The following is a 22079-nucleotide window of genomic DNA, read 5'->3' on the forward strand; positions in this document are numbered from 1 at the left end:
AAATAAAAAGATATGATACCTCATAAAAACAAGTAAAATAGTAAAAGTTGGCAATTACCACTTTAATAAATTAATAGAATATTTAGACTAAAGGATTGTATAATTTATCATAATAGAGAATTAGTTTATTGACAAAAGTACAATAATATGAGAAAATAAAGAAAACATTTTCAAAGGAGGAATAATATGTTATTATTTAACCCCGTAGTAGTATCGGTACTATTACTCGTAGTTTTATGTATGTTAAAGCTTAACGTACTACTTTCACTTTTAGTAGCAGGTGTTGTTGCAGGATTAACTGCAGGCATGCCACTATACGTATTTAACCCAGACTCTTGGCAAGCTAATACAGTTGGAAAGCTTCCAGGATTTGGAACTGAAGGCGATGCAATTATTGGAACAATCATTGGCGGTATGGGAACAATGGCAGAGACAGCTCTTGCTTATATCCTAATCGGTATGTTCGCATACTCAATTGGTAAATCAGGACTTATTACTATACTTGCTAAAAAGATTTCTAAGTTAGTAGGAAACAATAAATTTTATTTGATTTTCCTTATAGCATTTATATCAATCTTTTCACAAAACCTTTTACCAGTTCACATTTCCTTTATACCTATTCTAATTCCACCTCTACTAGGACTTATGAATAAGTTAAAGATTGACAGACGTGCAGTTGCATCAGCTCTTTGCTTTGGATTAAAGGCACCTTACATTTCGATCCCAGCAGGATTTGGACTTATTTTCCACAACATTATCGCATCAAACATGACAGATGCAGGTATGCCAACAACAGTTGCAGATACTCAAAAAGTAATGTGGATTGGTGGACTTTCAATGTTAATTGGTTTAATCTTTGTAGTATTTGTTCTTTACGGAAAAGACAGAGAATATGATGACGTTGAAATCCCAGGAGTTATTTCTCTTGATCAAGAAGTTCATATGACTGGACAAGCTTGGGGAGCATTAATTTCAGCTCTAGCAATGCTTATAGTTCAAATCATTACAACTAACCTTCCATTCTCAGCATTAATTGGAATTATCTTCCTATTAATTACTCGTTCAATTAAATGGAAGGAAATTGATGAAATGGTTAATGGTGGACTTGACCTAATGGCATTTATCGCATTCGTTATGTTAGTTGCAGGTGGCTATGCTAATGTTCTTAACACTTCAGGTGCAGTAGTTCACCTAGTTAATGACACAGCAGCTATGATGGAAGGCGCTTCACTTGTAGTATCAGCAATTGTTCTATTAGCAATTGGTCTTGTTATTACAATGGGTATCGGTACATCTTTCGGTACAATCCCAGTAGTAGCAGCAATCTACGTTCCACTAGCTCAACAATTAGGCTTCTCTAAATCAGCTATTATACTTTTAATTGGTATAGCAGCAGCTCTTGGAGATGCAGGATCACCAGCATCTGACTCAACAATGGGACCTACATCTGGTCTTAACGCTGACGGACAACACGATCACATTATGGATACTTGCGTACCTACATTTATCGCATTTGACGTATTCCTAGTAATCGGTGGTGTAATCGGATCAGTATTATTATCTTAATAGAATAATTTTAAATTTGACTTTAGTCATTAAGACAGGCACACTTAAGTGCCTGTTTTTTTATCTGTTATTAAATAAGTAATCCTAATTATGTCTTAGTTAAAAAAAGTCTAAATGAAAACTTTATCCTTAAAAAGATTATACAAAACTATAGACAATCCATTAATCAATAAATAAAACATATAATACTTAAAATAGAATTAATAATAATGAAATTGTAAAACTCGAAAATACAATGATTTAATACTTTTAACTAAGAAGCTGTAAATCTTTAAAAATACTATCTTACATATATAAAGGCTAAGCTAGTTTAATAAATTAGCATAAAAACAAGGAAAGTTATTGTATTAAATAAAATACAATAAAAAAATCTTTATAAATTATTATTGACTTATACTTCTTGCAGGAGTAAGATGAAGCTAGAAAACATTTGCAGCGATACAAAAATTTCATATACTGTATCGCAGACACACTAAATACTTTATAGCGTGCCTTACAATATGTTTTAAGGAGGTTATTTTATGAAGAACGACGGTCAAAAAACTGTTAGACTACCAAGTATTGTTGAAGCGTTCTTGCCAATCATTACAATGGTATGTTTGATGGTATATGTTTTCAACTTTTCTGATGGCGGTTACGACGCAGCTCACATGCCACTAGTAATTGCAATTTGTATTGCATGCATAGTAGGTGGAATTTGTGGACACAGTTTTTCTGACATGTTAGAAGGTATAATCGAAAGACTTACAGCTACTCTTGAAGCAATTTTAATTCTACTTACAGTAGGTCTATTAATATCATCTTTCATGATATCAGGAACTATTCCAGCAGTTATTTACTACGGTTTGAAATTACTTACACCACAATTATTCTTACCAGTAGGTTGTATGCTTATCGCAGTCGTATCTCTTGCTTGTGGTTCATCTTGGACAGCAACAGGTACAATAGGTATTGCCTTTATGACAATAGGTGTTGGTCTTGGAATCAGCCCTGCACTAACAGCAGGTATGGTAATTTCTGGTGCCTATGTTGGAGATAAATTCTCTCCACTATCTGATACTACAAACCTTGCATCAGGTGTTTCTGGAACAGGATTATTTGACCACGTAACAGCAATGGTTTCTACAACAGGTCCTGTATTTATAATTTCCCTAATCCTTTATACAATTCTTGGATCAAGAATTGATGTTGTAAATTATGATCCATCAATTGCACAAGGTATTGAAGATTCACTTGCAGCAAACTTTAACCTTAACCCACTAGTACTTTTACCTATAGCAGTTATCGTTGCAGTTTGTATTTTAAGAGTTCCTGGACTTCCAGGCGTTATTATTTCTGTAGTGACTGGTGTATTATTTGCAGTTATCTTCCAAGGTCATCACAATGTAGCGGAAATTTTTAGCGTGCTACACTATGGACCATCTGTTGAAACTGGAAATGAATTTGTAGATAAGGCTCTTGCAAAAGGTGGTATGGACCATCAAATGTGGACAGTTAACTTAATTTTACTTGCAGTATCCTTTGGTGGTGCTCTTGAAAAATGTGGTTCTGTTGAAAGAATTTTTGGCAATGTTAAACATAAAATTCACACTGTTGGTGGACTTGTATTCGCAACAATGCTTACATCAATCTTCTGTGACGCAGCAATGTGTGACCAATTCCTAGGAATCGGTGTTCCAGCTCCTTTATACGACAACAAGTATGATGAACTTGGTCTTGCAAGAAATATGCTTTCAAGAACACTTGAAGATGCTGGTACACTTTGGGCATGTATGTTCCCATGGACTGCCTGTGGTGCTTACCAATCAGGTATACTAGGAATGAACCCATTTGTATATTTCCCATTTGCCTTTGTTAATTTACTAAATCCAATCTATGCTTGTTTAACTGCATTCATGGGCAGAAATATCTTCTGGGCTGACGGAGCTTATACAAATGTATTTGGCAAAACTACTATGAGAAAAGCAGCTAAGGCTCCTGAAGAAGCACACAAATATGCTCTTGCTCAACTTGAAAAATTAAGAGCAGAAGGTAAGGCTCCAAAGGTTAACGCTTAATTAAATATTAAGTGCTAATAAAAAATTAAAATTTAAAATGTAAATAATAGAAAGAAGTGATTATGTGTCAGATATAAAATTACCTTGGGATGACGACAGCGAAGCAATTAAATACGTATATGTAAATCCTAGAAATAAATTTTCTGAAAAGTATGCCTACATGATCACTTCTCTTTTGATTATACTGGGCATATTCACAAAGTATAAGTTGACAGTAGTCCTTGCCCTACTCCTCTTGCTTTCCCTAATTACAAAAAGATATGTGGCAGCAAGCTCCAAAGGCCTTGAGATGTACACTGATATGAAAATCACTAAGACCTACAAGCTTTGGGAGTGGTCAGAGATCGATGCTATAACTTATGAAAAAGTGCCTAATCAAAAGGGTAAGATTCTTTTATATTTTACTAAGGGTGATGTCACAAAGAGATTCTTCTTCGACGAAAATGATCAAGATAGGGTCTTTGAAGTGGCAAAAAGCCATAACAAAAAAATAAAAATTTACGATGCCTATGAATATAAGCAAAATTTAAAGAGATTTAAAGAAAGTATGAAAAAATCTAAAAAAAAGAAATAGTAAATTAAATTTTTGAGAGACTTCAAGTGAGAGGTCTCTTTTTTCTTGTTTAAAATTATAAAGGAAGATTAGTTATTGAAAATTTGCGAAGTTATAGAAAGCTATAGACTCGTAAAAAATTTTAACTCTGCGAAAGGAAGTGACTTCATAGATTTTTATGGCTTTATAAAATGCAAGAACTTAATAAGACTTTATAAGTTCCTAGAAGTTGAATTATTTACTCTTTAATTATAGAATAAACTTTGTTAGTAGACACTTATTTAGAAAGTTCGTCATATGAATTTAAATATAAATTTATAAAAACAAATTAACTTAAATAGGTTAATCTGCTTTTGTTTAAGACTTTATAGAAGTTAAACTCATGGAAATATTTTAAAGGATGATAAAATGAAATTTGATTACAACTCCTATCCCTATCCTTCAACAAGAAGGACAATTTTTGGAAAAAATGGAATGGTTGCCACATCGTCACCCTATGCAACAAGTGCTGGGGCAAAAATTCTCCTTGAAGGAGGAAATGCTATTGACGCTGCCCTTGCGGCATCAATGGCCTTGCCAGTAGTTGAGCCTACAGGTAATGGACTGGGATCAGATATGTTTGCCTTAATTTATTTTGAAGGCAGGCTCTATGGAATAAATGCCAGTGGCAGAAGTCCTAAAAATATTTCTATTGAAAAAGTGAGAAAAAAGGGCTACGATAAAATGCCTTCATGTGGGGTAAATGTAATTAATACACCGGGACTTATTGGTGGGGTCATGAAAGTTCATGAAGACTTTGCCAGCCTCAGCCTGGATAAAATTTTTGAGCCTGCAATATCTTATGCAGAAGAGGGCTATCCAGTTACTCCTCAAATCGCAAAACTTTGGGGAGAGAGCGTGGAAAAATATAAAAATTTAAATAGGGATGAGTTTGAGGAATTTTTCAAGTCCTTTACTATAAATGGAAGGGCTCCAAGGGCTGGAGAAGTTTTTAAGTCTCCTGACTTGGCAAGGACCCTGAGAGAAATTCGTGATACCAAGGGAGAATCCTTTTACAGAGGAGGGCTTGCAGAAAAAATTGCAAGTGAAGTTGAAAGGCTTGGAGGTTTTTTAAGTCTTGATGACTTAAGAGAATTTGAAGCAAGCTACGTTGATCCAATCTCTACCAACTACAAGGGAATTGATATTTGGGAAATTCCTCCTAATGGCCACGGCATATCTGTCTTAATGGCTCTGAACATTTTAAGTGAAATGGAAATTAAAGACCGTGAAGACCCTAAGACCCTTCACAATATTATTGAGGCCATAAAATTATCTCTTACTGATGCTAAGGCCTATGTGGCTGACCCAGCTAAGATGAAAATTGAAATAGAAAGGCTCTTGTCTAAGGACTATGCTGATGACAGGAGGGTAAAAATAAGTGACAGGGCAAAAAGTCCTGAAGCTTTTAAAATTAATTCTTCTGACACAGTTTATTTTGCAACTGCTGACAAGGATGGCAACATGGTTTCAATGATTCAATCAAACTACGCTGGCTTTGGGTCAGGTATTGTCGTACCTGGAACTGGGATAAGTTTAAACAATAGGATTGAAAACTTTTATTTTGAAGAAGGACTTGCCAATTCACTTGATGGAGGAAAGCTTCCTTATCACACAATAATTCCTGGCTTTATGACAAAAAATAAGGAGGCACTTGGAGCCTTTGGAATAATGGGAGCCTTTATGCAACCTCAAGCCCATGTCCAAGTCCTCATGAATATGATAGATTTTAATTTAAATCCACAAGCTGCCCTTGATGCGCCAAGAATCATGTGGATTAATGACAAAAAGATTCAGGCGGAAAAGGACTTTGGACCTGAAATAATAGATGAACTAAAAAATCTCGGCCACGAAGTTGAAGTTGTAAGTGACTTCAAAGACATGGGTAGGGGCCAGATTATTTTAAAGGATAAAGACGTTTATATTGGTGGAACAGAAAAGAGGACTGACTCCAATATTTTTTCTTACTAGAAGGTGATTAAATGGAATTTAAAATTCATTCTGAATACAAGCCCACAGGTGACCAACCTCAAGCAATTGACAAATTAACTGAGGGTATCAAAAAGGGTTACAAGCACCAAAATCTACTTGGGGTAACAGGTTCGGGCAAGACCTTTACCATGGCAAATGTAATAGAGAGGGTTCAAAAGCCCACTCTTGTAATTGCCCACAACAAGACTCTTGCCTACCAACTTTGCTCTGAGTTAAAGGAATTTTTCCCAGAGAATGCTGTAGAATTCTTTGTTTCTTATTACGATTACTATCAACCAGAGGCCTACGTGCCAGGGACTGATACCTTCATTGAGAAGGACTCCTCTATTAATGATGAGATAGATAAACTTCGTCACTCTGCAACTATGGCTCTTTTCGAAAGAAAGGACGTAATTATTGTTGCGTCAGTTTCCTGCATCTATGGCTTAGGGGACCCAATTGATTATGAAAAGTTGGCGATTTCTCTAAGACCTGGCATGATAAGGGACAGGAACGAAGTCATGAGTAAGCTTGTTGACATCCAATATGTTAGAAATGATTATGAATTTAAGCGTGGGACTTTTAGGGTTCGTGGGGATATTTTGGAAATCTTCCCAGCCTCATCATCAGAAAATTCTATTAGAGTCGAATTTTTTGGAGATGAGATTGATAGGATAACAGAAGTAAATGCCTTGACAGGCCAAGTCCTCCACTATCTTAACCATGCCTACATCACTCCAGCATCTCACTTTGCAACTTCGGAAGAAAAGGTAAAGCGTGCCATAGTAACAATAGAAGAAGAACTTGAGGAAAGACTTAAGGTCTTAAAGGACCAAGAAAAACTTTTAGAGGCTCAAAGGTTGGAGCAAAGGACAAGGTACGACTTGGAAATGTTGTCTGAGATGGGATTTTGCTCTGGCATAGAAAACTATTCAAGGCACTTATCAGGTAGGGCTCCAGGCTCAAGACCCTATACATTAATAGATTATTTTCCAAAGGACTTCTTGACAATAATTGATGAGTCTCACCAAACTATTCCACAAATTAGGGGTATGTACAATGGGGACAGGGCACGTAAGGAAACCCTTGTTGAATATGGTTTTAGACTTCCTTCGGCTTTAGACAACAGGCCATTAAGATTTAATGAGTTTGAAGAAATGATGAACCAATGCGTTTATGTTTCTGCAACTCCAGGACCCTATGAACTTGAACACACTGAGCAAGAGGTTGAACAAATTATTAGGCCAACAGGTCTTCTTGATCCAATAATAGAAGTAAGGCCAATTAAAAATCAAATTGATGATATTATAAATGAAGTAAATGGAGCCATTGAGAGGGAAGAAAGAGTCCTTATCACAACCCTAACTAAGAGGATGTCTGAAGATTTATCAAGACATTTAAAGGAAATTGGGTATAAGGTTACTTACATGCACTCTGACGTGGATACCTTGGAGAGGATGAAGATAATAAGAGACCTAAGGCTTGGCAAGGTTGACGTCCTCGTTGGAATTAACCTATTGAGAGAGGGTCTTGACCTGCCAGAGGTTTCAAGGGTTTGCATACTTGATGCAGACAAGGAAGGTTTCCTTCGTTCTGTCACATCACTTATCCAAACTGCTGGTCGTGCTGCGAGAAATGCTGGCGGAAAAGTTATTATGTATGCAGATACTATAACTCCTTCCATGAGGGTAACTATTGATGAAACTTCTAGAAGAAGAAAAATTCAAGAAGAATACAATGAAGAGCATGGAATCACTCCAAAGACCATAGTCAAGAGTGTTCGTGAAGTCATAAATACTGCCATTGCTGCAGAAGAGTCCATTGACTTTAAAGATATTAAAGATGAAGAAAATGAATTTACTAAGGATGAAATAAATGAAATGATAGATGCCCTAAAACCTGAAATGTACAGGGCAGCAGAGGAACTTGATTTTGAAAAGGCTGCTGAAATTAGGGACAAGATAAAGGATCTAAGGGAGAAGAAAAAATCTGCCATCCTTTAAAGAGGTGTTATATTGAAAGACGAAATAATAGTAAAGGGAGCCAGGGTCAACAATCTAAAAAATGTTGACCTTAAAATTCCTAGAAATAAATTTGTAGTTTTCACAGGACTTTCTGGATCGGGCAAGTCATCCCTTGCTTTTGATACAATTTATGCAGAAGGTCAAAGAAGGTATGTGGAATCTCTATCTTCCTATGCAAGACAGTTCTTGGGACAAATGGACAAGCCAGAGGTTGACTACATCGAAGGCATGAGTCCATCAATTTCCATTGACCAAAAGACTACGTCAAAGAACCCAAGGTCAACAGTGGGTACAGTTACAGAAATCTACGACTACCTAAGGCTCTTGTATGCAAGGGTTGGTCATGCCTTTTGTCCAGAGTGTGGAAGAGAAATTTCTTCCTATACTATAGACCAAATGGTGGACGAAATTATGAAACTAGATGAGAGGACAAGGATCCAAATTCTTTCTCCAGTTGTTAGACATAGGAAGGGTCAACACAAAAAAGTTTTTGAAAAAATAAAAAAAGATGGATTTTTAAGAGTTCTAGTTGACGGAGAAATGCACGACATCGGGGAAGAAATTGAACTTGAAAAAAATAAAAATCACGACATAGACATTGTCATTGATAGGATAATAATAAAGGAAAAAATTGAGTCAAGACTTGCAGATTCGCTAGAAATTGCAACAAACCTAAGTGATGGGATAGCAAAGATAAATGTAATAGATGGAGATGATATGATTTTCTCCACAAAGTTTGCCTGTCCTCACTGCAACATTATAATAGAAGAAGTTACTCCAAGATCCTTCTCTTTTAACTCTCCTATGGGAGCCTGTGACGAGTGTAAGGGACTTGGATTTTCAAAAGAAGTTTCAAGAGATTTGGTTATTCCCAACAAAGACCTTTCCATAGATGAGGGGGCAATTGCTTGCTACTCTAACTCTAAGGGAACTTATTATTATGAAATAATTTCACAAATTGCAAAGAAATTTAATTTTTCTACTAAGGAACCAATAAAAAATGCTCCAAAGGAATTTATTGAGGCAATTTTTGAAGGCTACAAGGGAAAACTTAGCTTTACTTTTAATTCCTACTTCTCTGGAGAGAAAAAATACTCTGGAGGCTTTGAGGGAATTTTAAAAAACTTAAAGAGAAGATATACTGAGTCAAGCTCTGATAGGATGCTAGATAAGATTGACGAGTTTATGGAAGAAGTCCCATGTCCTAAGTGTCATGGAACAAGATTAAAAGATTCATCTCTTGCAATAAGGGTTGGAGGTCTAAATATCCATGAACTAACAGAATTGTCCATTGACAAGTCCCTAGAATTTTTTAAAAATTTAGAGTTTACAAAAAATGAAATGATAATTGCTGAGGAGCTCTTAAAAGAAATTAAGTCAAGGCTAGAATTTTTGGTAAATGTTGGTCTCGAATATTTATCCTTATCCAGGATGGCAGGAACTCTTTCCGGTGGCGAGGCACAAAGAATTAGGTTGGCAACGCAAATTGGTTCCCAACTTGTTGGAGTAATATATGTTCTTGATGAGCCAAGTATTGGACTCCACCAAAGGGACAATGCAAAGCTTCTTGAGTCTCTTAGGAACTTAACAGATATTGGCAACACCTTAATTGTAGTTGAGCACGATGAGGATACCATGTTTGCTGCAGATGAGATTGTAGACATTGGACCCCTTGCAGGTATTAACGGTGGAAGAATTGTTGCCCAAGGAACTGCAGAAGAAATTATGGAAGTTCAAGAGTCTATAACTGGTGCCTACCTAAGTGGGAGAAAGAAGATTGAAGTTCCCAAGAAAAGAAGGGAATACACAGGTAAGTCCATCAAGATAATAGGTGCAGAGGAAAACAACTTAAAAAACATTGATGTTGAATTTCCATTGGGACAATTTGTCTGCGTGACAGGAGTTTCTGGATCAGGCAAGTCTTCTCTTGTAAACGAAATTCTCTACAAGAGCCTTGCCCAAAAGATAAACAAGTCTAGGATAAAACCTGGCAAGCACAAGTCCATTGAAGGTCTTGAAAATATTGATAAGATTGTTGACATAGACCAGTCGCCAATTGGTAGAACACCAAGGTCAAACCCTGCCACTTATACAGGCGCTTTTGATATAATAAGAGATGTATTCGCCAATACCAACGAGGCAAAAATGCGTGGCTACAAGAAGGGAAGATTCTCCTTTAACGTCAAGGGTGGAAGATGCGAGGCCTGCAAGGGCGACGGGATCTTAAAAGTTGAGATGCACTTCTTATCAGACGTTTATGTTCCTTGCGAAGTTTGCCATGGAAAGAGGTACAACCGCGAAACTCTTGAGGTAAAATACAAGGGCAAAAATATTTACGATGTCCTTGACATGACAGTTGAAGAGGCCATTGACTTCTTCCAAAACCACGAGAGAGTCTTGAGAAAACTTGAAACCCTAAGAGATGTTGGACTTTCTTATATAAAATTGGGACAGTCCTCTACCCTCCTATCAGGTGGTGAGGCCCAAAGGATAAAACTTGCAACAGAATTATCTAAGAGGGCAACGGGAAGAACTCTTTACATCTTGGACGAGCCAACAACTGGTCTTCACTCAGAAGACGTAAATAAATTAATTAAGGTCTTGGAAGAACTTGTGGACAGGGGCAACACCGTGATAACAATTGAACACAATCTTGATGTTATAAAGTGCGCTGACCACATAATCGACCTTGGACCAGAAGGCGGAGAAGGTGGGGGTCAAGTCATCTTCACTGGAAGGCCTGAAGAAATTATTAAGTGCAAGGATTCTTACACAGGAGAATTCTTGAAGAATAAATTGGAGGATTAATTTGAAAAAAAATAAAAAAATGGGAGCCCTTATCTTGGCATTAAGTCTCTTACCAAGTTTTGTTTCAGCAAAGGGATTTGTGAGACAAAATGACTTCATGAATAAGTCTGGAAGTGAGAGAACTCATTCCCTAAAAAAGTGGCAGGCAAGGATGAACCTTCCTGTAACTGGTGGGATGAACGCTAAGACAAAGCAGGCTCTTTATACAGAAAATTACGAAGTTTATGACATGGTAACTAATCCACCAACAAGTGGCAACTGGATAGTGGTTAATAAGTCTAGGAGGACTCTTACTCTTTATAAGGGTGGACAAGCTCTTGGAAAGTTTCCTGTAACTCTTGGGACAGGATCTACTCCAACGCCATCAGCAAAGGCAAGGATTCACAACATGCACAAGAACCCAGCTTGGGGTGGAATGGGAGGCAAGTACACTCCAGTTGCATCCAATGATCCAAAGAATCCACTTGGAGAAAGGTGGATGGGCTTAAGTATACCTGGTAAAAGTGGTTATGGAATTCATGGCAACATTAAACCTCTCCAAATTGGTGGTTACTATTCCAATGGTTGCATAAGGATGTTTAACTACGATATAGAAAATGAAATTTTTCCAAAGATGAAGGTTGGAGCACCAGTTTGGTTGGGAACAGATGCAGAGTTAGAATCTTGGGGAGTTTACCAATTCTCAAGACCTAAGAAGGCAGAGGCAAAGCCAGTAGAAAAGCCAGTAGAAAAGCAAAAACCTATAGAAGAAAATAGGAACCCAATAGAAGAAGCGCAGGCAGGTGACCTATTAGAATTTTAATTTAATAAAGTAGTCTTAAGCCATTGAAAATCATAAGCCTTTACGTTATAATGTTTTTTAAATTTAAAGCACAAGCTTTAGAAGGCTATTTTAAATTATATTGGGAGGAAATCATGAAAAAGAAAATTTTTAATATTGCACTTGTTGCAATGACAGCCCTCTTATTATTCGGTTGTGGAAAAAAAGAGGAAGCTAAGGAAGAAGCTAAGGAAGCAGTGAAGTTTGAAATAACAACTACTGGACCAACAGTTGACGCTATTAAGAAAAAGGGAAAAATAGTTCTTGGAACTTCAGCAGACTTCCCGCCAATGGAATGGACATCCTTCCAATCTGGTAAAGAAGAATTCACAGGTGTTGACATTGCAATTGCACAGTCCATTGCTGATTCACTTGGAGTTAAACTTGAAGTTAAGAACATGGCTTTCGAAGGACTTCTTGCTTCTCTAAACTCAGGCGACGTTGACATGGTTATAGCAGGCATGGGTGCCGACGAAGAAAGAAAGAAACAAGTTGACTTCTCTGAAGAATATTCAAAAGGACAACAAGTTTTACTTGTAACTGAAGAAAACAAAGACAAGTACAAAACTTTTGATGACCTAGAAGGAAAAATTGTTGGTACACAACTTGGTACACTTCAACACAAGTTTGCAACAGAAAAATTTGGAGACAACTGCAAGGGATTTGATCTTAACAATGTCATCATTGAACAATTAAAGAACAAGTCCATTGATGCAGCTTTCTTATCAGAATTACCTGCTAAGCAATTTGCTTCAATCGCTGACGGACTAGTTATTATAAAGGACCTAGGAATTCCAGATGACAGTGGGTTTGCAGTAGCAGTTAAAAAAGGCAACGACGACTTAACAAAAGCTGTTAACGAAGTTGTTAAAGGATTAAAAGATTCAGGCCAAGTAGACAAATGGTTTGATGAGTATATTGAACTATCTAATAAAGAGGCAATGAAATAATTAAATATTCCCTACATTAAATGTGGGGAATTTTTATTTTTAAAAAATTAAGGGGATAAAATGGGAATTATGAATCAAATATCTTTCATAGAGAGGTACTTACCGACCTACTTAAATGGTGCCATAACCACTATTGAACTTTCAATAATTGGCGTCATTTTAGGTTTCACACTTGGGGTAATTCTTGCTCTAATGAAAATATCAAAATTAAAAATATTTAATATCTTATCAAGTGTTTATATAGAAATCGTAAGAGGAACACCAATGCTTGTGCAAATAATGATTGTGTACTTTGGACTTAAAAAAATTATTCCAGAACAATTTACACTTTTGACTGCGCCAATGTTCTTGTGTGCCCTTTCTATTTCTTTAAACTCTGCTGCCTACATAGCAGAAATTATAAGATCTGGAATTAGTTCAGTTGACTATGGTCAAATGGAAGCTGCAAGGTCTCTTGGACTTAATGAAAAGCAAGCCATGAGAAAAATCATCATGCCACAGGCAATAAAAAATATTTTGCCAGCCCTAGTTAATGAATTTATAACACTTATTAAGGAATCATCAATTACTTACACAGTTGGCGTTGGAGAGTTAATGTACGCAGGTAAAAGTATTTCATCGGGAACTTTTGAACTAGTAAGGCCTTTTATATTCACAGCCTGCATCTACTTCATTATGACCTTCAGCCTTTCAAAGGCAATGGGACGTCTGGAAAGGAGACTTGCAAATGATTAAGGTAGAAAATCTTACAAAATCCTTTGGAGAACTTGAGGTCCTAAAGGGAATAAACCAAGAGATAAAAGATGGAGAAGTTGTAGTTGTTATCGGACCATCAGGTTCAGGTAAGTCAACTTTTTTGAGATGCTTAAATCTTTTAGAAAGCCCAACAAGTGGCAAGATCTTTGTAGATGATGAAGAAATTACTTCAAAGAAGATAGACATAAATAAGGTTCGTGAAGATATGGGAATGGTATTCCAATCCTTTAATCTCTTTAACAACTTAAACATCTTGGATAACATTACTCTTGCTCCTACACTTGTAAAGAAAATGGAAAAGGCTAAGGCAGAAGAAAAGGCAAGAGAATTACTTGCAAGAGTTGGACTTCCTGACAAGGCAGAGGCCTTTCCAAAGTCTTTATCAGGTGGACAAAAACAAAGGATCGCAATTGCAAGAGCTCTTGCAATGAATCCAAAGGTAATGCTCTTTGATGAACCAACATCAGCCCTTGACCCAGAAATGGTTGGAGAAGTTCTTGACATAATGAAGGACCTTGCAAGGGAAGGAATGACCATGGTAGTTGTTACTCACGAGATGGGTTTTGCAAGAGAAGTTGGCGACAGAATTATCTTTATGGATGGCGGCTACGTCGTAGAAGAAGGTAGCCCAGAAGAAATTTTTGGTAATCCACAAAACGATAGGACCAAAGACTTTTTAGGAAAAGTTCTTTAATAAATATGATAATTTAAATCAAATGACTTAGTTAAGGCTAGGTCATTTTTTATTGCAATCTAATAAGGGAAAATATTTTTATGATATAATTCTTTTAAGGAGCGAGTGCAATGAAGTGCTTAATGAAAAATTTAATTATTCTTTTTGCTCTTTTATTCCTAAGCTTAGTCTTTCTTGGAGGGACTGTCTACAGGTCCTATACCGAAGGCTCGAAAGTTCATAAGCAAGAAGAAGTAAACTTAAATCAAGGCAAGGGCAATAAAAATTTTGAAATCTTAGAAGTGCCAAGTGAAAAGAAGAAGCAAATGGAAGAAAGTCTTGGCTATGAAATTGCAGAAGTAAAACACATTAGGTTCCTTGATAAGGCTGACTACACTGAAGAAGAAGTAAATAGTAAAGAAGGCTATACAATTGAAAACATTTCAGAAGTTAAAGATGCAATAGAATTTAGTGGACGTGATCTTTACCAATCAATTTGTAAAAATGAAAAGGAAGAAGATGCTGAAATTAAAATTGGAGAAAGAATTTTAAGAAATGATTACATGGCAGACCTTCCCATGGACCCAAAAATAATTTCTAATTCCCTAGGTTTTGATGTGGAGAAGAAAATTAAAGTTAATTTAGATATTGAAGTAAAAGTTTAAGGAAAAACTTTTGCAAGCCTGAGTCTTTTCCCTGAGATAAATCATTATGACTTTGAAGTACATAAAAATGGAAGGGAGACATCAAAAGGGACTGCAAAGAAAGTTGTAGGAGGATATTTAATAGTAAGAAAGGAGAAAACAAATGAAAGCTAGAGACAAGTATATTATAACTGGCGTGGTATTGACTATTTTATTAATAATATTCATTCACTTCATGCCACTTTTGGACTTGAAGTTGACATCCTCTTATCAAAATAATTTAATTGATTATCTTAAAGATGACCTTACATTAAAAATTGCCTTTATACTTTCCATAGGACTTATTATCTATGGACTAATAAAGAAAGATTAATATGAAATTTATGACTTAGGCGACTAAGTCATTTTTTATGTAAACTTTATTCTTGATTTTATTAATGAGAATTTAAATATAGATTAAAACTAATAACATATTTTATTTAAAGTATTTCTGAATAAAAAACATTAAAAAGTAGTTTTTGTGGGAAAAAGATAACAAGTTACATTATAACACGCAAGCTGAGAAACATACTATTGAGAAAACGTATTAAAAGATTGTACTTTTTAAGCAAATAGAGTTTTATTTCTGTGAAAATTATTGACAATGATTTATATTTAGAATAAAATCTACTTAGAAAACATTTGCAAGGATTCACCATGCAGATGAAGAAATTTTGGCAACTACTTTTTCAAAAGATGACTTAATATTTCATCTTTAATATTTTCTTTTGAATTAGTAAGTAAGATGCAATGTATTAAAAGAAAGGGAGTACAATTATGAACAAAGTAGTATTAACAGGTAACGATCTTGATCTTGAACAATTAGTAGCCGTATGTAGAGACCATGTTAAGGTAGAAATTGATGAAAAGGCAATTGCTGATGTAAACAAATCAAGAGAATACGTTGAAGAAATTGTTGAAGAAGAAAGAGTTGTTTATGGAATCAACACAGGTTTTGGTTCTCTATCAAGAGTAAGTATCTCTAAAGAAGATTCAGTTCAACTTCAAGAAAACATTATTAGAACTCACGCTTCTGGATTTGGCAACCCACTTCCTGAAGATGAAGTAAGAGGAGTTATGCTTATTAGAATCAACTCACTTCTAAAGGGTGTTTCTGGTATCAGACTTTCTACTATTGAATTACTTCTTGAAATGTTAAATAGAAACGTAGTTCCATTTATTCCAGAAAAAGGATCTCTTGGAGCTTCTGGTGACTTAGCACCACTTGCACACATGGTTCTTCCAATGCTTGGATTAGGAAAAGCTTACTATGAAGGCGAACTTCTTCCAGGTAAAGAAGCTATGGAAAAAGCTGGCTTAAAACCAATCGCACTTGCAGCTAAAGAAGGTCTTGCACTAATTAACGGTACAACAGTTCTTACAGCAACTGGAGCACTTGCAACTTACGATGCACTTAAACTTTCTAAGATTGCTGATATCGCTGGAGCTATGGCTTGTGAATCTGCTAGAGGAATCATCGACGCATTCTGGGAAGAACTTCACACAATTAGACCACACGCAGGATCACTTAAGACTGCTGAAAACTTAAGAAATATTCTTGAAGGTTCAACTTATATCACTCACACAGCTGAACTTAGAGTACAAGATGCTTATACATTTAGATGTATGCCACAAATTCACGGTGCTTCTAAAGACACTCTTGAATATGTTAAAGAAAAAGTTGAAATCGAACTTAACTCTGCAACTGATAACCCAATCATCACTCACGATGGTAAGGTAATTTCTGGTGGTAACTTCCACGGAGAACTTATGGCACAACCATTTGACTTCTTAGCAATTGCAGTTTCTGAACTAGGTAATGTTTCTGAAAGAAGAATTGAAAGAATGGTTAACACTACACTTTCTGGAATGCCTTCATTCTTAGTAAAACACCCTGGTCTAAACTCTGGTTTCATGATCACACAATACGCAGCAGCTGCTTTAGCATCAGAAAACAAAACTTTATCTCACCCAGCAAGTGTTGACTCAATAACATCTTGTGAAAACCAAGAAGACTTCGTTTCTATGGGTAACTGGGCATCAAGAAAAGCAAGAGAAGTTATTAAGAACACAGCTAGAATCCTTACTACTGAACTTATGATAGCTGCTCAAGCTCTTGATTTCAGAATGGAAATGGAAGACAACAAATATCAACTTGGTAAGGGAACAAAAGTTGCTCACGATGTAATTAGAAAACAAGTTGCATTAATCGAAGATGACAAGTCTATCGAAATTTATGAAGAACTTGAAAAAGCTCAAGAACTTATTAACACTGGAAAACTTCTTGAAGAAGTAGAAAAAGTAGTAAAATTTTAATAAATAGTAAGATAGTTAACTTATAATATAGAAGTAAGAAAAAAGTATTAAATAATTCAAATTAATAGGAGGAAAATTAATTGAAAAGAGTAATGTGTATTCCAAACTATTCTGAAGGTAGAGACCTTGAGAAAGTTGAAAAAATTACTGAATGTTTTAGAGCAAAGGAAAATGTAAAACTTATCGATTACCAACCAGATGCTGACCACAACAGACTTGTTGTTGAAGTAATTGGTGAACCAGAAGCTGTTATAGCTGCAGTTCTTGAATCTGTAAAGGTTGCTACTGAAATAATCGATATGTCTAAACATGAAGGTGCTCACCCAAGAATGGGCGCAGTTGATGTTATACCTTTCGTTCCAGTAACTGAATGTACAACTGAAGAATGTGTTGAATATGCTAACAAAGTTGGTAAGGCAATAGGAGAAATGGGAATTCCTGTTTACCTATATGAAGATGCTGCAACAAGTCCAGATAGAAAGAACCTTGCTAAGGTTAGAAAGGGACAATACGAAGGATTCTTCGACAAAATCAAAGAACCTGAATGGAAACCAGACTACGGTCCACAAGAAATGAACGTTAAATCAGGAGCTACAGCTGTTGCTGCAAGATTCCACCTTATCGCATTTAACGTAAACTTAAATACAAGCGACTTAGCTATTGCTGATAAAATTGCAAAAACAGTTCGTCACATTGGTGGAGGACTTAGATTCTGCAAGGCTATCGGTCTTGAACTAGAAGAAAAGGGTCAAACACAAGTATCAATGAACCTTGTTAACTTCGAAAAAACTGCAATTTACCAAGCTCTTGAAATGGTAAAATCAGAAGCTAAGAGATACGGAGTAACTGTTGTTAACACTGAACTTATTGGACTTCTTCCACTACAAGCTCTTGTTGATTCAGCAGCTTACTACATGCAAATTGATGGATTTAAGCAAGAACAAGTTCTTGAAACACTTTTAATAGAGGAGTAATTAAGTAAAATGGGATTTAAAACAGATATACAAATAGCTGATGAAGCAAAAATGCTTCCAATTGAAGAAGTAGCTGCAAAGATTGGATTTGAAAAAGACGATCTTGAACAATATGGTAAATATAAGACTAAGATTTCTTGGGATGCAATCAAGAGAATCGAAGAAAACAGTGAAAATGGTAAACTTATTCTAGTTTCTGCTATTTCTCCAACACCAGCAGGTGAAGGTAAATCAACAGTTTCTATTGGTCTTACTCAAGGACTTAACAGAATCGGAAAGAAATCAGCAGTAGCTCTTCGTGAACCATCTCTTGGACCTGTATTTGGTGTTAAGGGTGGAGCTGCAGGTGGTGGATACTCACAAGTAGTTCCTATGGAAGACATTAACCTTCACTTCACAGGAGACCTTCACGCAATGACAGCTGCAAATAACCTTATTTCAGCTTGTATCGATAACCACATCCACCAAGGAAATGCTCTAAGAATTGACTGTAGACAAATCACTTGGAAGAGAGTTATCGACATGAATGATAGATCTCTTAGAAATGTTGTTATATCTCTTGGTAAAAAAGCTGATGGTTTCCCTAGAGAAGACCACTTCATGATCACAGTTGCATCTGAAATCATGGCAGTTCTTTGTCTATCAGAAAACATTGAAGACTTAAAGAACAGACTAGCTAAGATGATTATTGGCTACAACCTAGACAACGAACCTGTAACAGTTGCTGATCTTGAAATCCAAGGTGCTGTTGCAATGCTTCTTAAGGATGCACTAAAACCAAATATGGTACAAACTCTTGAAAATACACCAGCATTTATTCACGGTGGACCTTTCGCTAACATTGCTCATGGATGTAACTCAATCCTAGCTACTAAACTTGCACTTGCAACAAGTGATTACGCAGTTACAGAAGCTGGATTCGGTGCTGACCTTGGTGCTGAAAAATTCATGGACATTAAATGTAGAATGGCAGGTCTCTCTCCAGATGCAGTTGTAATTGTTGCTACAATTAAGGCTCTTAAGATGCACGGTGGAGTAGATAAAAAAGAACTTAAGACTGAAAATGTTGAAGCTCTTGAAAAAGGATTTGCTAACTTAAGACGTCACGTTGAAAATATTAAAAAGTTTGGCGTTCCAGCTATTATTGCAATCAACAGATTTGCTGATGATACTGAAGCTGAAATTGCTAAATTAGAAGAACTTTGTAAAGAACTTGGAGTAAGAATTTCACTTTGTGAATGTTTCGCAAAGGGTGGCGAAGGTGCAGAAGACCTTGCTAAACAAGTTGTTGAACTAATCGACGAAGGAAAAACTGACTTCAAACCACTTTACGATGTAAATGCATCTATCGTTGACAAGGTAAACACAATTGTTAAAGAAATCTACAGAGGTAGAGAAGCTAAATTCACTAAGGCTGCAATGAACCAAGTTAAAAAACTTGAAGAAATTGGTCTTGACAAGCTTCCAATTTGTGTAGCTAAGACACAATTCTCATTTACAGATGATCAAAAGATAATGGGCGCACCTACAGACTTTGACATTGAAATTCAAGATGTAAGAGTATCTGCAGGAGCAGGCTTCATCGTTGTTCAAACTTCAAACATCATGGTAATGCCAGGACTTCCAAAAGTTCCAGCTGCTAACAAGATGGATATTGATAACAACGGAGTTATTACTGGATTATTCTAATTCACGGGAGGAAAAATGCTTAAAGATTTAAATATAGTAGAATTTGCTAATGAAACAGCTTCAGATTCACCAGCACCTGGTGGTGGATCTATTGCTGCACTAAATGCATCAATGGCTGCTTCACTTCTTGCAATGGTTGCAGGACTAACTGTTGGCAAGAAAAAATATATGGACGTTTCTGAAAGAATGGAAGAACTTCAAGCAAAACTTTTAAAATACAAGGATGAATTTGTTGATGGAATCGACAAAGACGCTAGCTCTTTTAATGGTGTTATGGACGCTATGAAACTTCCTAAGGAAACTGAAGAAGAAAAAGCTCTAAGATCAGAAAAAATTCAAGAAGGATACAGAAATGCAATTGAAGTACCTCTTGGACTTGGAATGAAAGTTACTGAATTATACGATTACGCAAGAGAACTTGCTGAAAAAGGTAATTCAAATGCAATCACTGACGTAGCAGTAGCTCTATTAAACATTGAAGCTGCAGTTCACGGAGCTTTCTTAAATGTAATCATCAACCTTAACTCACTTAAGGACCAAGATTACAGACACGAACTTGAAGAAAAAATGGCTGCTACAAGAAAGATTGTAGAAAAGAATCACGCAGAAATTATGAAAGTGGTAGATGAAAAATTAGCATGATTTATCTTTTAGTCGATGTTGGATCAACTTATACAAAGTTGCATTTAGTGGATACAAATAAAAATGTAATTTTGGCTGGAGCTTCAAGTTATACTACTGTGGAGACCGATGTTAGAGAGGGCTTTAACAAGGCTTACAAAAAGCTAAGGGAAATCTCTGATGTTAAATACGATAAAATATTAGGTTGTTCTTCGGCATCAGGAGGACTAAAGGTCATAGCTATAGGTTTTTCAAAAAGCCTTACTACTGACGCTGCAAGACTTGCGTCACTATCAAGTGGTGCCAGGATTTTGAATGTTTATTCCTACGAACTCAAGGATGAGCAAGTAGAAGAAATAAAATCTGCTGGTGCCGATATCATAGTCTTATGTGGAGGAACTGACCACGGCAACAGGGATAACATAATCTACAATGCAAAGAAACTTGCAAAGGGATCTGTTAAAACTCCTGTAGTTGTGGCAGGAAACATTGACACTCATGAAGAAATAAGGGACATCTTTAATAAAGCTGATGTCCCTTGTGACTTCACAGAAAATGTCATGCCAACAACAAACACAATAAATTATAGGCCTCTTAGGCAGACAATTGGAGATCTTTTCATAAAGACTATCGCCCATGCCAAGGGAATTGATCTACTAAGTAAAGATTTTGAAATATTATTGCCAACTCCAGTTGCAGTTCAAAAGGCCATGTCAGTTTACGCCAAATATTTGGATAAGGTTATTTTATCTGTTGATATTGGCGGGGCAACTACAGATATCCATTCCATAGGAAAAACTTATTATGGAGAAGAAAATGTCATCTCACCTCCTATTGATGAGCCCTATGAAAAGAGGACTGTGGAAGGCGATATGGGTATGAGGTATTCTGCCACTGCTCTTTACGAGTCAGTTGGTGATGAACCCTTCCTTAAGTTTGGAATAAAAGATGCGAAGGAAAAAACTGAATTTCGCTTTAACCATACTAACTACATTCCAGACAATGACGAAGACCTATTCTTTGACAATGTCTTGTGTTATATAGCAACTCATACATCACTAATGAGACACGTTGGCCACATAAAAAAAATTAAGACACCTACTAGAACTATTTATGAACAGTATGGAAAAGATTTGAGACCGGCAGAAATGTTTATTGGAACTGGTGGATCTCTCATCAACTCTGATGATCCAAAGAAGATCCTATCAGCCATTAGGGACTTAGATGAAAAATATCTAATTAACAGGGACGTAAAATGTTATTTAGATAAGGAGTATATCCTGTCATCAGCTGGACTAATTTCTACTGTGGATGAAGAAGCTTCATACAAATTATTAAAGAAATATCTTAAAGAACTATAAATTTTTTAGAAGTTACCATTTTTGGTAGCTTCTTTTTTTATTGAATTTTAAATTGTCTTGCCTATTAAGATAAAGAATATTTTTTATTGAATCGAAAGAAATTATAAACTTGTCTTTGCTTATGAGCTTGTGACTTTTGAATGAAAATTAAAATTTTTGTACTTAAAAGAAAATTATAAAGTGGGATGAAATTACAAAATAAAAAATAACAAGAAGCT

Annotated in this window: 18 protein-coding genes; all 18 read left to right on the forward strand. The window is 36.0% G+C overall.

All coding sequences use genetic code 11. The features are described from left to right. Positions 1-186: 186 nt before the first annotated feature. The 18 genes from ACWPVO_RS06385 to glmL all read left to right on the forward strand — a co-directional run bounded on the left by ACWPVO_RS06385 (position 187) and on the right by glmL (position 21861). The gene (locus ACWPVO_RS06385; protein ID WP_005956907.1) at positions 187-1566 is read left to right on the forward strand and encodes a Na+/H+ antiporter NhaC family protein; all 1380 of its coding nucleotides are present in this window, start codon (positions 187-189) and stop codon (positions 1564-1566) included. A 521-nt stretch (positions 1567-2087) separates the two neighbouring features. Next, positions 2088-3623, forward strand: a complete 1536-nt coding sequence (nhaC, locus tag ACWPVO_RS06390; RefSeq protein ID WP_060800769.1) for a Na+/H+ antiporter NhaC — start codon at positions 2088-2090, stop codon at positions 3621-3623. 64 nt (positions 3624-3687) lie between these two features. Then, positions 3688-4197, forward strand: coding sequence for a hypothetical protein (locus ACWPVO_RS06395; RefSeq protein WP_250342423.1), 510 nt, complete (start codon positions 3688-3690; stop codon positions 4195-4197). Between the two features lie 75 nt (positions 4198-4272). After that, positions 4273-4425 (forward strand): hypothetical protein, encoded by a 153-nt coding sequence (locus ACWPVO_RS06400; protein WP_412622379.1) that lies wholly within the window; start codon positions 4273-4275, stop codon positions 4423-4425. A gap of 159 nt (positions 4426-4584) precedes the next feature. Next, the gene (locus ACWPVO_RS06405) at positions 4585-6186 is read left to right on the forward strand and encodes a gamma-glutamyltransferase family protein (protein WP_454207336.1); all 1602 of its coding nucleotides are present in this window, start codon (positions 4585-4587) and stop codon (positions 6184-6186) included. Between the two features lie 11 nt (positions 6187-6197). Further along, the gene (gene uvrB, locus ACWPVO_RS06410) at positions 6198-8189 is read left to right on the forward strand and encodes an excinuclease ABC subunit UvrB (protein WP_195444930.1); all 1992 of its coding nucleotides are present in this window, start codon (positions 6198-6200) and stop codon (positions 8187-8189) included. A gap of 12 nt (positions 8190-8201) precedes the next feature. Next, positions 8202-11018: an excinuclease ABC subunit UvrA gene (uvrA, locus tag ACWPVO_RS06415; protein ID WP_454207339.1), complete on the forward strand. Its 2817-nt coding sequence runs from the start codon at positions 8202-8204 to the stop codon at positions 11016-11018. A gap of 1 nt (position 11019) precedes the next feature. Next, on the forward strand, positions 11020-11820 hold the full coding sequence (locus ACWPVO_RS06420; protein WP_454207341.1) for a L,D-transpeptidase: 801 nt from the start codon (positions 11020-11022) through the stop codon (positions 11818-11820). A 113-nt stretch (positions 11821-11933) separates the two neighbouring features. Next, positions 11934-12788, forward strand: a complete 855-nt coding sequence (locus ACWPVO_RS06425) for a transporter substrate-binding domain-containing protein (RefSeq protein WP_454207343.1) — start codon at positions 11934-11936, stop codon at positions 12786-12788. Between the two features lie 60 nt (positions 12789-12848). After that, a complete protein-coding gene (locus ACWPVO_RS06430) occupies positions 12849-13523 on the forward strand; it encodes an amino acid ABC transporter permease (protein WP_005953908.1) in 675 nt (224 codons plus the stop codon). Then, a complete protein-coding gene (locus tag ACWPVO_RS06435) occupies positions 13516-14238 on the forward strand; it encodes an amino acid ABC transporter ATP-binding protein (RefSeq protein ID WP_005953850.1) in 723 nt (240 codons plus the stop codon). Before ACWPVO_RS06430 ends, ACWPVO_RS06435 begins: the two co-directional genes overlap by 8 nt. Positions 14239-14348: 110 nt before the next feature. Beyond that, positions 14349-14882 (forward strand): hypothetical protein, encoded by a 534-nt coding sequence (locus ACWPVO_RS06440; protein ID WP_454207346.1) that lies wholly within the window; start codon positions 14349-14351, stop codon positions 14880-14882. 142 nt (positions 14883-15024) lie between these two features. Beyond that, entirely contained in the window at positions 15025-15234 is a 210-nt protein-coding gene (locus ACWPVO_RS06445) for a hypothetical protein (RefSeq protein ID WP_285072548.1), read from the forward strand. Between the two features lie 443 nt (positions 15235-15677). After that, on the forward strand, positions 15678-17216 hold the full coding sequence (gene hutH / locus ACWPVO_RS06450; protein WP_005953765.1) for a histidine ammonia-lyase: 1539 nt from the start codon (positions 15678-15680) through the stop codon (positions 17214-17216). A gap of 80 nt (positions 17217-17296) precedes the next feature. Beyond that, positions 17297-18190 (forward strand): glutamate formimidoyltransferase, encoded by an 894-nt coding sequence (gene ftcD / locus ACWPVO_RS06455; RefSeq protein ID WP_005953758.1) that lies wholly within the window; start codon positions 17297-17299, stop codon positions 18188-18190. A gap of 9 nt (positions 18191-18199) precedes the next feature. After that, complete coding sequence (locus ACWPVO_RS06460; protein WP_454207349.1) at positions 18200-19879, forward strand: formate--tetrahydrofolate ligase; 1680 nt, start codon at positions 18200-18202, stop codon at positions 19877-19879. A 15-nt stretch (positions 19880-19894) separates the two neighbouring features. Next, a complete protein-coding gene (locus tag ACWPVO_RS06465; protein ID WP_060800759.1) occupies positions 19895-20521 on the forward strand; it encodes a cyclodeaminase/cyclohydrolase family protein in 627 nt (208 codons plus the stop codon). Further along, positions 20518-21861, forward strand: coding sequence for a methylaspartate mutase accessory protein GlmL (gene glmL / locus ACWPVO_RS06470; protein WP_005953831.1), 1344 nt, complete (start codon positions 20518-20520; stop codon positions 21859-21861). The genes ACWPVO_RS06465 and glmL overlap by 4 nt, the downstream gene beginning before the upstream one ends. Positions 21862-22079 lie beyond the last annotated feature (218 nt).

The organism is Peptoniphilus sp. Marseille-Q6390, from assembly GCF_965119475.1.